This window comes from Streptomyces caniscabiei (assembly GCF_014930365.1).
Taxonomy (GTDB): Bacteria; Actinomycetota; Actinomycetes; order Streptomycetales; family Streptomycetaceae; genus Streptomyces; species Streptomyces caniscabiei.
In genome coordinates this window covers 925,690-935,983 of sequence record NZ_JABXWI010000001.1, presented here as the reverse complement: position 1 = coordinate 935,983, position 10,294 = coordinate 925,690, and the positions used below count along the sequence as shown (strand labels likewise).

Genomic DNA, 10,294 nt, shown 5'->3' with positions numbered 1-10,294 from the left:
TCGACCTCTTCCGCCGTCTCGATGATGAGGCGGCCGATGCGCTCCGCAGCATCGTTGAGGATCCGCTCCCGCTCGTCCTCGATCATCGCTGCCCCCTCTCCGAGGCACGCGTGTCGATCGCGGACGCGTCCGCCGTTAGAGACCGCAGGGTCTGCTGCAACCGGAGCGCGTATCTCCGGTCACCGGACCGCTTCGCCGCCTTCAACCGCTCGCGGGTCTCCCTCAGACGACGGGCCACCAGAGCCTTCCCGTCGTCGTCCACGGAAGGCCGCGCCGAAGCCGTCACCGCCCGCTGAGAGGCCCACTCCCGGGCGGCCTGCCGCTCCGCCTCAGAAGGGCGCGGAGGCGGCCCTGGCGGCCGGCGGTCACCCGCGCGCACCCGGGCCCCCAGAGCGGCCATGAACGGGGCCAGCAACCCCGGGCCGCACACCCCGCACGGGTCCGCGCCGAACAACTCCTTCAACGCCGGCGAGAACTCCGGCGGACGCAGCCCGCGGAAGTCGGCGAACTCCCGCGCACGGCACCACCGGCAGCCCTCGCCATCCCGCACGCATGCCGCTGCGAGTTCCGCCGGCGAGAACACCGACCGCCACGTGATCGGCATCGCCTTGAGCCGCACCGCAAACGGGCGCGGCATCCCCAGCTCCTCGGCGTGCAGACGCTGACGTACCTTGCGGGCCGCGCTCACCGGGGTCTCCCCGGCCCGCGCCAGACTGGCGACGTTCTCCAGCACACGCCCCTGGTGGTACGCCTCGACAGCCGCCCGCGAGAACCGGCGCGGCCCCTCCCCGCCGAGCACGGAAAGGCGCCCTTCACGGGCTGCGAGGTCCACGGATTCGCGGCTGATGTCGAGCCATTTCGCGGCCTCGGCGGCGGTGAATTCGTCCATGCCCGGACGGTAAAAGCCACCCCGCAAAGATCATTCCGGAGCTTCCGGAAGGACACCTACGGAAGCCGCGCTACCCTCCAAAACAGTGCCGCCCCGGGGCCTGTCCGTGATCCAGGTTCCGGGACGGCCCAACGGCCCGCCCCGTCCTCCTTTGTTGGTCTGCACACCGGGGCGGGTCGCCGGAGCCCGCTCCCCCCAACGTCGGCCGGGGAAGCGGGCTCCACCCCGCTACCGGCCCGGCCTCCAAATCACCTCAGACATCGGCCCCCCAGAACGCCGCCACGGACGCAACCCGTACGCCGGCCTCACCGGCTCCTCCCGCGGCACGCCAATCCCGCGCGCCCTCTGCGCAGCCAACGGACTCGCAAACCCCGGCGGCAGACGCCACACCCCCGACGGCACCGGCCGCCCCCGCACCACCCGAGCCCGCCGCGCCTCCGCTCGCGCACGAGCAGCAGCACGGCCCTCCTCCTCCGCCCGCGCCATCTGCTCGGCCTTCAACGCGGCGTACGCGGACGCCACCGCCCCGAACTCCCGCTCCCGACCCTCACGCCGCAGCTTCGCCAACGCCTGGCGCATCTTGGCGAGCCGCTTCTCCGTCTCGTCAGCCATCCCCACGGCCCTCCTCCTTGTCGACCTCTGCGAGCAGCGCGTCGACATCGACGTCCTCGTCCGCGACCAGGTCCCGCAACCGCTGCTCCATCCCCGCACGCGGATCCACCGGCACCTCGACCGGAGCGGCAGGCGAAGAAGGATGCGGCGGAGGCGGAGGCGCATCAGCAGGCGGATCCTGGCCAGCCGACTGATACAACGCCGTCGACGCCGCGTACGCCGCCCAAGCCTGCTGCTCCGGCGACAACTCCAGCGCATCAAAGGCCGCCCGCAGCGCAGCCGCCACCAACTGACCCTGGTCGTCAAGGTGCCGCTCGAACGTCACCGCGATCGGCTCCACAGCGTCCGTACCCAGCGCCTTCGCCTGCCGCTCCAGCACCCTGAGCGCGGCGCCCACGGCCTTCGGGTCACCGCTCATCGCGGCCGGCCATACCGCGGCGAGCAGAGCGTCCGTACGCTCCTGCGCGAGCAGAGCCGCATCCGTACGAGCCACGTCACCGATGCTCGCCCTGATCTCACTCAAGATCTGCGACACCCTCTGTTGGGTCACACCATGCTGGCGGGCAATGGCCTCTTGGGTCGCCCCTGAGATGTACGCGGCCCACACCTGGCCGTCGCGTCCGTCGAGTCGTTCGGGTCCGTCCACAGCGGGTCACCTCCCTTGTGAAATCTTGTGCTCTACGAGGTCGTACGGATTCCGGACAGCAGAACGGCCCGGCCGGAAACCCAGCCGGGCCATCGCCACCACCCGCCAACCACACCTGGCCGGCCGTCGCGCGGACGGCCGGTGCGATCCTGGGGGTGGCCGGCCCGGTTCCCGCGGGCCGGCCGTTTCGTGTGCGGGTCAGGCGTTGGTGGACTCGACCGGGTTGCCGTACGCGTCCTGTACTCCGTCGCACGTGCAGTGCGTGCCCTCGACCGACGGCCCGTCGTGCAGCGGGCAGGGAGCGGGCAGCGACGCGGTCCAGGCCGCCATCTCCGCGTCCTTACGCTCCTCGACCATGGCGTGGGCCTTCTTCAGCAGGCCGCCGATGTAGTCGGCGCGGTGGTCGTCGAGGCTGATCTCAAGGGAGCGGCCGTCGCTGAACTCGAAGGTGACGTACACGGTGTTGTCGGTGTCTCCGTCGTCGTCGGTGTCGCCGAGCTGGACGCGGACGGCGTGCGGGTCGTTGGGTCCGGTGACGATGCAGGGTTCGGTGGGGCCGTCGAGCTGCGGGGGTTCGGTCTGCTCGGCGGTGTGCACGAGGCTGAGGGGCTTGTTCACGGTGCTTCTCCTTGCTCGGGTTGGCCGGCCGCCGGTCGACGGCCGGAGTGGGTTGGTTAGTGGTCCTCGAGGAGTTGTTTCGCGGCGAGGTACGCGGCGTGCGCCACCCGGAACGCTTCCGCCGTGCCGCCTCGGTCGGGGTGGGCGTCGGCGGCCTCGCGGCGGAGCTGCTTCACGAACTCGGCGGTGAGGATCGGGCGGGGCGGTGGCGGCTGGTACACGAACCTCGCAGCCCTCGGCGGCATGGAGTACGTGCGCGGTCCCTCGTAGACACCCTTGCGGCGGCGTGGCGGCGGCTCGGGTTTCGGTGGCGCGGTCCGATACGGGGCCTCCTCGAACAGGCCTTCCTGCATGGGGTGCATCTCCTTTCAGGCGGGTCAGTCGGTGTCGTCGTCCTGGTCGTGGTCGACGTCGTCGGCCTGGCGCTGCTCGGCCTCGGCGAGGTTTCGTAGCTTCCTGGCGTGCCGGTGGGCGAGGCCGCGCCGGCGGGCCTGGGCGAGGTCGTCCCTCCGCTCCTTCGCGGCGGCCACGCGGACCTTCGCGGCGGCGATACGGGCCGCTACCTGCTGCTCTACGTGGCTGGTCGACTCGGTCACGACGGCTCCGATCCGTCGACGGCGGGGTCACGGTTGGGGAGGTAGACGACGGACCATTCGTCCCGAGGGAAGGCTTTGAGGTCGAGCACCTCGGGCGGGTAGCCGCGGCCGGCGGGAACGAAGGGCAGCAGCACTGTGCCGCCGTCGAGGTCGGGAGCCAGGGTCCACGCGATGACGGGGTCGATGGCTCCGACGGTGTGGCTCTGGACGTACCAGCCGGGTGCGGCGGGGATGATCTCTGCCATTACTGCTCCTTACGTAAAGGGGAATGAATGACATACATGGCAAACATGGGGATGACCTGCGGTTTTGGGGTGACATTTATGGGTGACACGCGGTGACACGAATGGCATGAATGGCCGTCCATGCGTGTCACCATGCGTGCCATGTCTGTCACCTGACCCGTATGGCATCGATGCAGGTCACGACCATGTCTGTCATTCGTGCCATGTGTGCCATGGGGGTAATGAGGCGGGTGTTCACGACTCGCCTCCGTCCTCGACGACGGCCTCCGGCAGGCTCCACGTGGAACGCCGGTCCTTGCCGAACCCGGACTGCTGCATCGACACCCCGAGCTTCCGGCGGGCGCGCTGGAGGCTGGACTCGCTGATGCCGTCCTTCTTCGCTGCGATCTTGACGTCGGCGGCGAGGTCGGAGCCTCCCTGGTCCGTGAGGTAGGCGCGCAGCCATACGACGGTTTCGTTCGTCTCGCCGCGGTTGGTGTCGGGCATGGACTCGTCCCGCATGACCTCGCGCACGCTGGTCGTCGTCTCGCCGCCGAGGACGAACCGGGAGACGTGCGACGGGCCTTCGTCGGTGGCGATCGTGACGGGCTGGATCGCGTACTCGTACGAGGGGAGGCCGAGCCGCCCGAGGTTGTTCTTCTCCAGCGACATGACGAACCGGTCGGGCTCGTCGCGCTCACCCTCTTCCTTGGCGAACGCGATCAGGCTCCGGATGAGCTGGCCGAAGGCACCGGATCCTGCAACGCGGGCGAGCGGGTCGGCGGCACCGGACTTCGTGAAGTGGGCCAGGCCCAGGATCGTGAAGCGGTGCCGGTCGGCCGCCTCGACGAGGGGCTCCAGCGCCTGCCGGACTTCTGCGGCCCGGTAGTCGTTGATGCCCTTGTCGATGTACGACAGCAGCGGGTCCATGACGAGCAGGGCGACGCTGTGCCGCTCGGCTTCCTTCGCCAACAGGGACGTGTCGATCGGGAGCGTGAGCCGGGCGTAGATCCTTTCCTCGTCCCGTACGGAAACGTGGAACACCATCTCCATGTCCGCTCCGGCGGCCAGCAGACGGGGCGCAATGGTGAAGGACCACGAGTCCTCTGCGGCGGCGTAGATGACCGGGCGAGGCTTCCCGTACAGCTCACCGGGCAGCGTGCCCGTTGTGATGCGCGCAGTCATCCACACCGCGAACTGCGACTTCCCCAGCCCTGGGCCGCCGGCCGCGATGGCGAGGGAGTGCAGCGGAATCCGGCCGTGGCTGGTCGGTGGGGCACCCTCGGGGGTGGTGTCCCACAGCCAGCGCACGGGCCGGATACGGATGCCGGAGGCAGGCCGCAGCAGCAGAGAACGGGGCCGCGATTCCTGCTCGTCATCCTTGCCTACGACGTTCGGGCTCCGATCCTGGTCGGCCCTCGCCGAGCCTCCGCGCTCCTCTTCGCGGCACTCGACATGTCCGCACGGGAGGTACTGGCTGTGCTGCTCGCAGCGCGCCCGTTCGCCCGTGAGCTGGGCCATGAGGTCGAACGTCTCGGTCATGCCGCCATCTCCGTCCGCTGCGCGTCGACCTGGCGGCCGTTGACGAGGTGCCGGTACCAGCCGGGCCGTCCGGGGATCGCAACGGGCGGCCAGCCGCTGGCGGCCTGGACCGGTCGGGGCGGCTTCGGCTTCGCGAGTGCGTCCAGTTCGGCGCGGGTCTTCCAGCTCGCGAGCGGAGTGCGCGCACGGGACGCGTCACGGAACCAGGCCAACAGGTCTTCCTCGTCTCCGAACCGACGCCACAGTTCAGCGGCCGTGATCACTGCCGCGCCCTTGCGCGGGTCGTTCCCAGCGAGCCGATGCCACTCGGCGCTGCCGTACTTCGGCGGACGCGTCGCGCTGTCGCCGAGCAGCTCGGTCACGCGCGCCGATGCCCAGAGGGACACCGGGTCGTCGTCTGGCACGTTGATGACGCTCACGTGGTGCGGTCCTTGCGGTCGGGTGCGAAGCGGAGCCGGATCTCCCACAGCTGCCAACCGCGTGCGGTACAGCGGCGGATCTCGGCCCGGACCTCGCGAAGGGAAAGCCCGTACGGGTTGTTCAAGAGCGCGGTGCGGGTGCGCCCTGCCACCGAAGCGGCAGAGCCACCCGAGGCAGGGCGGCCGGCCATCAGACTCGTGCTCCGATGCGGCGCAGCGCGGCCCGCGTGTTCGTCAGCGTCCGGCCGCCCGACGGCGTCGACGACACCGACACGACCCCACGACGGCCACGTACAAGGAAGTGACCCGACCCCGTAGAGCGGACGGTGAACCCCTGCTCGCGAACCTTGTCGAGGAGCCGCTTCGTGTCCTTGCTGCCGCTCACCGGTCGCCCGCCTTCCTGCGCTCCTCCGCCGCCCGCGCCGCCTGGTAGACGTGAGCGGACGACCGGCGACGGCCGGAAGCAACGGCCCTCTCGTCGAAGAGGGCGGAGGCGGACAGCGGGCTCGGCGTCGTCCACGCGTCGGCCGGCCAACCCGGGCCCGGCTCGAACTCCGGCAGACCGCGCAGCGCGCGCGGCGTGTGGAGTGGGCAGCACAGGCCGGTGAGGTACGGGCGTACGCCCTCGATGGCACCGCAGTGGCGGCGCTCGGCGCCGATCCAGTGGGCGCAGATCTTCGAGGGCTGGCCGTCGGTCGGTGTGGTCTGGTCGGGCGGCTGGCCCGTATCGTGGGTCATGGTGATGGTTCCACTTCTGTGAAGCGATGCCCTGGGTTCCGGTCGAGTGGAGGCCCGGGGCTTCGCGCTTTCCGTGGTCTGTCGCTGAGGCCCCTCGCGGTCGTCGGTGCGGCTAACACCGGCGCATACGCGAGGGGCCGCTTCTATGCGCCCCTCAGGGGGCGGATCACCGCCGAATCGGCAGGGGTACAACCGCATGAGGTATGCGGTGTGCTGGCTGCGACCTGCGGATACTCGGCGTGATGGCACTGTGATGGCACTGCCGGGTTGGCCTGCGAAGCGGGCTCCGACTCGTACAGGAGTGCGATCAGGTCACGCGTCGGAATCTTGATCTTCCGGCCGAGGGTGAGCACGCGGGTCGCGGTCCACTCGCCGCGCCGGATCGCCGCGTACACGGTGTCCTTGTGCACGTCGAGGATCGCCGCCAGCGTGGGCACGTCCGTGACCGGACCGAGCGCCGCGATCGCATCGCGCGTCCAGGCGGACATCAGGCGGCACTCGCCTTCTGGTCCCCCTGGAGCCAAGCGAGTACGTCGCTGCGCCTGTATCGGACGCGTCCACCCTTGCCGGGCGAGAGCTTCCGGTAGGGCGGGCCGATCTTCTTCCAACGTCGGTCCGACAGCGTGCGCACGCTGAGCTTGGCGAGCTTGGCGGCCTCGGAGGGCGTGAGCCATTCGTCTACTTCGAGCACGTCAACTGCGCTCTTGCGCATTGCAACCTCCAGGAATCGCAGCGGTTACTGCGACACCTGAAACTGTACGGGACTGACGTTGACTACACAAGAAGCGCATGGGACGCTGCGAAAGTGACAGCGAATCCGACACCCCCCAAGCCCAAGCCCACCGGCTGGGGTCCCGTCAGCCGGTACGCGGCCGACAACCTCGTACGCCTCCGTAAGGTCCGCGGCCTTTCGACGACCCGCCTGTCCGCAGCGCTGAAGGAGATCGGTCACTCGATCCCGGCCACCGGGATCACGCGTATCGAGAAGGGCGAGCGGCGCGTCGACGTCGATGACCTGGTCGCGCTCTCCGTTGCGCTCAAGGTCTCTCCGGGCGCATTGCTCCTTCCGCCCACGGTCGTGGGTGAGGTGGAGGTGGCCGGCTCCAAGACGGTGCACGCGCTCGACGCGTGGCTGTGGATGAACGGTCAGCGCCCGCTCGAAGCACTTGAAGACGAAGAGCAGGCTGGAGCCGCCCTCGACGACCACCAGATCCATTCGCTTCCGCCGGGCTTGCGGAAGTGGCGCCCGCAGGACGTCACGGTGACCTTGGAAGACCAGGTTGCAGTGGTCGCGGCCATGGACCGGACCAGCGATGACGAGGCGCGCCGTGAGGTCTACCGCCGCGCCGGCATTGAAGCTGAGGGGGAGAAGGAGTGAAGCCGTACAAGGCCTGCTCGTGCCGGGACACGGAGACGAAGAAGCTGCTCGGCAAGAAATGCCCCGACCTCAGCAAGAAGGGACACGGCGGCTGGTACGCCCGGTACGAGGCACCGCCGTCCGCCGAGGGGAAGCGCCGGCAACCGCGCATCGGCCCGTACGACACCGAACGCGAGTGCCGGACCGAGCTGGGCAAGGTGCTCGGCACCGCCGCCAACCCGAAGGCGCACGACGAGCGGAAGACCACGCTCGGCGAGTACCTCGAACGTCGGTACGCCTGGCGGAAGTCGGAGGCCGAGACGGGCGAGGGCCTGAAGAAGTCCACCCTCGACGCCGAGCGCGAGACGATCGACCTGTACGGGAAGCCGGGGCTCGGTCACATCAAGGTCGTCGACCTCACCGACGAGCACTTCCGGGAGCTGTACGCGGCCATGCGGAAGATCAACCGGCCCGAGGAGCAGGGCGACCGGTCGGAGATCCTGCGCCGCCTGAAGGACGCGCGCGCCACCCGCGACGGGAAGCGGCTGCACTCCCGGCCGATCTCCGAGGGCCGCATCAGGCGCGTCCACGCGGTCCTGCACGGCGCCCTCACGGACGCGTCGAAGCTGTCGAAGATCCGGCCGGACAACCCGGCTGACGGGGTCTGGCGGTCCAAGGGCGGGAAGCGGAAGCAGGGGCGCGCGCGTCCACTGCTGTGGACGGCTGAGCGCGTCGAGGCATGGGAGAAGACCGGGAACATCCCGGCGAAGGTGATGGTCTGGACGTCCGACCAGTGCGGCGCGTTCCTCGACTTCGCCGAGGCCTCCGCCGAGCGGCTGTACCCCGCCTTCCACCTCGACGCGTACTACGGTCCCCGCCGCGGCGAGCTGGTCGGCGCCGAGGAGAAAGACCTCAGCCTCAACCGTCGGCGGCTGCACGTCCTGCAATCGCAGTCGGACGACGACCTGGACGACACGAAGACCGAGGCCGGGTACCGGCAGATCCCCCTCGACGACGAGACCGTCCGCGTCTTCAGGGCGTGGCACAAGCGGAAGCTGGAGGAGCGGCTGGCGTGGGGTGAGGCCTACCAGGACGCGGGCCGCGTGTTCTGTTACGAGGACGGCACGGCGCTGAAGGCGGAGTATCTGTCGAGCCGGTTCCGGATCTTGCTGGAGCGGTACGCGAACATCCGCGGGAAGGCCAAGGAGGGTTGGTCGATCGAGCGGATCGCTCGGAAGTACCGGACGACCGAGGCGGCCGTCGAGGTGGCGCTCAGGCTGACGCTCCCGCCGATCCGCTTCCACGATCTGCGGCACGGTGCGGCCACGATGTTGATCGCCGCCGGGGTCGACGACAAGTTCGTGTCCGAGGTGCTGGGCCATTCGTCGGTGGCCTTCACCAAGGACGTGTACGCGGTCGTCGCGGAGGAGCTGGCGGAGGACGCCACGCGCCGTATCGCCGCGTTCATCCCGCGCCAGAACCGGCTTTCCGCCGTTGGTGCCAGCACCGTGCCATCTGGGGGCTGAAAGTGGCTCAGAAAGCGACTCAGGGAGCCCCGCCCGTTTGGGCCGAACTCCCTGGTCAGGTGGCGGAGGCGGAGGGATTTGAACCCTCGATGGGATTGAAGTCCCAAACCGCATTAGCAGTGCGGCGCCATAGACCGGACTAGGCGACGCCTCCAGCACAACCTCCCGAGCGAGCGCGAGTGGTGCGTGCAGATGATGACACAGCCGGGTGGGCTGTCACCAATCGCCTCCCACGGTACTAGGCGGAGAGGTCGCAGGGCAAAGCCGTAGGGCACGTCGGGAGTGGTGCGACGTGCCACGGATCACGGCGCGCACAGCGCGACGCGGCGCCGCAACCGCGGGGCGGGCGTGGCGTTAGTCAGGTCATGTCGCAGAGCCTTCCCCCCACCCGCCCCACCCTCGCCCTGGGCCGGCTGTTCCTCGGTGCCGTCGCCTCGTTCGCCGCGGTCGCCGCCGGCCCCCTCGCACCGGTGGCGCCGGAGGCGTACGCCGCCGAGCCGGTCGCGCGCCCGTCGCCGCCCATGCCCACCCTCGCCGCCGGCCCCGGGGACCGGCTGACCGTCACCGTGCGCGAGGCCGGCGGCGGCGCGGACGGGACCTTCGAACTGCGGTGTCATCCGGAAGGGGGCGACCACCCGGACGTACGGGAGGCGTGCGGGCGGCTCGATCGCCGGACGACCTGGGGGACGGACCCCTTCGCCCCGGTCCGGTCCGGCACCGTGTGCACGATGCAGTACGGCGGTCCGGCCACCGCCCATGTGACCGGGACCTGGGCCGGGCGCCGTGTCGACGCCCGCTTCGACCGCGGGGACGGCTGCGAGATCTCCCGCTGGGACGCCATGGTCCCCCTGCTGCCGAAGCTCCGCGCGTAAAGAGGAGGGGCGCGAAACCGGCCACCCGCCGATCGGCGCGGTCGCTCCCCTCCTTGCCCCGCGCACAGCCCGTACATATGTGCCTCCGTCAAGGTCCTCCGGCAAAACACACGGTCACGGCATCCCCGTCCGCGCGGTCACCGCATCTCCAGATGTTCGGTGTGCGACCTCCCTCTCATCCGGCGTCGCGAGCGCAACCTCTGCCCGTAGACTCCCTCGCGTGACACGTTGCGGGCCGGTTGGCAAGATGGCCAT

14 protein-coding genes and 1 tRNA gene are annotated in these 10,294 nt (G+C 70.0%); 3 read left to right on the top strand and 12 right to left on the bottom strand.

Annotated elements, in window-relative coordinates:
* Positions 1-82: 82 nt before the first annotated feature.
* The 11 genes from HW837_RS04555 to HW837_RS04505 form a co-directional block, all read right to left on the bottom strand.
* Entirely contained in the window at positions 83-889 is an 807-nt protein-coding gene (locus tag HW837_RS04555; protein WP_193383440.1) for a helix-turn-helix domain-containing protein, read from the bottom strand.
* Between the two features lie 604 nt (positions 890-1,493).
* Positions 1,494-2,147, bottom strand: a complete 654-nt coding sequence (locus tag HW837_RS04550) for a hypothetical protein (protein ID WP_193383439.1) — start codon at positions 2,145-2,147, stop codon at positions 1,494-1,496.
* Between the two features lie 198 nt (positions 2,148-2,345).
* Complete coding sequence (locus HW837_RS04545; RefSeq protein WP_193383438.1) at positions 2,346-2,765, bottom strand: hypothetical protein; 420 nt, start codon at positions 2,763-2,765, stop codon at positions 2,346-2,348.
* Positions 2,766-2,821: 56 nt separating this feature from the next.
* Positions 2,822-3,118, bottom strand: a complete 297-nt coding sequence (locus HW837_RS04540; RefSeq protein WP_193383437.1) for a hypothetical protein — start codon at positions 3,116-3,118, stop codon at positions 2,822-2,824.
* A 24-nt stretch (positions 3,119-3,142) separates the two neighbouring features.
* Positions 3,143-3,361 carry a hypothetical protein gene (locus HW837_RS04535; RefSeq protein ID WP_193383436.1) on the bottom strand — a complete coding sequence of 73 codons (219 nt, stop codon included), beginning with the start codon at positions 3,359-3,361 and terminating at the stop codon, positions 3,143-3,145.
* Complete coding sequence (locus tag HW837_RS04530; protein WP_193383435.1) at positions 3,358-3,606, bottom strand: hypothetical protein; 249 nt, start codon at positions 3,604-3,606, stop codon at positions 3,358-3,360. Before HW837_RS04530 ends, HW837_RS04535 begins: the two co-directional genes overlap by 4 nt.
* Positions 3,607-3,840: 234 nt before the next feature.
* Complete coding sequence (locus HW837_RS04525; RefSeq protein ID WP_193383434.1) at positions 3,841-5,127, bottom strand: AAA family ATPase; 1,287 nt, start codon at positions 5,125-5,127, stop codon at positions 3,841-3,843.
* Positions 5,124-5,546 (bottom strand): hypothetical protein, encoded by a 423-nt coding sequence (locus tag HW837_RS04520; protein ID WP_336512571.1) that lies wholly within the window; start codon positions 5,544-5,546, stop codon positions 5,124-5,126. Before HW837_RS04520 ends, HW837_RS04525 begins: the two co-directional genes overlap by 4 nt.
* A 381-nt stretch (positions 5,547-5,927) precedes the next feature.
* Positions 5,928-6,284, bottom strand: a complete 357-nt coding sequence (locus HW837_RS04515; RefSeq protein ID WP_193383433.1) for a hypothetical protein — start codon at positions 6,282-6,284, stop codon at positions 5,928-5,930.
* 143 nt (positions 6,285-6,427) lie between these two features.
* Positions 6,428-6,772, bottom strand: a complete 345-nt coding sequence (locus tag HW837_RS04510) for a helix-turn-helix domain-containing protein (RefSeq protein WP_193383432.1) — start codon at positions 6,770-6,772, stop codon at positions 6,428-6,430.
* On the bottom strand, positions 6,772-6,996 hold the full coding sequence (locus tag HW837_RS04505; protein WP_193383431.1) for a helix-turn-helix domain-containing protein: 225 nt from the start codon (positions 6,994-6,996) through the stop codon (positions 6,772-6,774). Before HW837_RS04505 ends, HW837_RS04510 begins: the two co-directional genes overlap by 1 nt.
* A gap of 93 nt (positions 6,997-7,089) precedes the next feature.
* Here HW837_RS04505 and HW837_RS04500 point away from each other — a divergent pair, with 93 nt between their 5' ends.
* Positions 7,090-7,662, top strand: a complete 573-nt coding sequence (locus HW837_RS04500) for a helix-turn-helix domain-containing protein (protein ID WP_193383430.1) — start codon at positions 7,090-7,092, stop codon at positions 7,660-7,662.
* Positions 7,659-9,167, top strand: a complete 1,509-nt coding sequence (locus HW837_RS04495; RefSeq protein WP_193383429.1) for a tyrosine-type recombinase/integrase — start codon at positions 7,659-7,661, stop codon at positions 9,165-9,167. Before HW837_RS04500 ends, HW837_RS04495 begins: the two co-directional genes overlap by 4 nt.
* A gap of 60 nt (positions 9,168-9,227) precedes the next feature.
* On the opposite strand, the gene HW837_RS04490 is transcribed toward HW837_RS04495, so the two are convergent.
* Positions 9,228-9,321 (bottom strand) — tRNA-Ser (locus tag HW837_RS04490).
* Between the two features lie 211 nt (positions 9,322-9,532).
* On the opposite strand from HW837_RS04490, the gene HW837_RS04485 reads away from it, so the two are divergent.
* The gene (locus HW837_RS04485; protein ID WP_193382237.1) at positions 9,533-10,039 is read left to right on the top strand and encodes an SSI family serine proteinase inhibitor; all 507 of its coding nucleotides are present in this window, start codon (positions 9,533-9,535) and stop codon (positions 10,037-10,039) included.
* Positions 10,040-10,294: the final 255 nt, after the last annotated feature.

Excerpts from the sequence above, each read along its gene's own strand:
- HW837_RS04525 (WP_193383434.1), bottom strand. The coding sequence starts at position 5,127 with ATGACCGAGACGTTCGACCTCATGGCCCAGCTCACGGGCGAACGGGCG.
- HW837_RS04505 (WP_193383431.1), bottom strand. The coding sequence starts at position 6,996 with ATGCGCAAGAGCGCAGTTGACGTGCTCGAAGTAGACGAATGGCTCACG.
- HW837_RS04485 (WP_193382237.1), top strand. The coding sequence starts at position 9,533 with ATGTCGCAGAGCCTTCCCCCCACCCGCCCCACCCTCGCCCTGGGCCGG.
- HW837_RS04515 (WP_193383433.1), bottom strand. The coding sequence starts at position 6,284 with ATGACCCACGATACGGGCCAGCCGCCCGACCAGACCACACCGACCGAC.
- HW837_RS04530 (WP_193383435.1), bottom strand. The coding sequence starts at position 3,606 with ATGGCAGAGATCATCCCCGCCGCACCCGGCTGGTACGTCCAGAGCCAC.
- HW837_RS04540 (WP_193383437.1), bottom strand. The coding sequence starts at position 3,118 with ATGCAGGAAGGCCTGTTCGAGGAGGCCCCGTATCGGACCGCGCCACCG.
- HW837_RS04555 (WP_193383440.1), bottom strand. The coding sequence starts at position 889 with ATGGACGAATTCACCGCCGCCGAGGCCGCGAAATGGCTCGACATCAGC.
- HW837_RS04510 (WP_193383432.1), bottom strand. The coding sequence starts at position 6,772 with ATGTCCGCCTGGACGCGCGATGCGATCGCGGCGCTCGGTCCGGTCACG.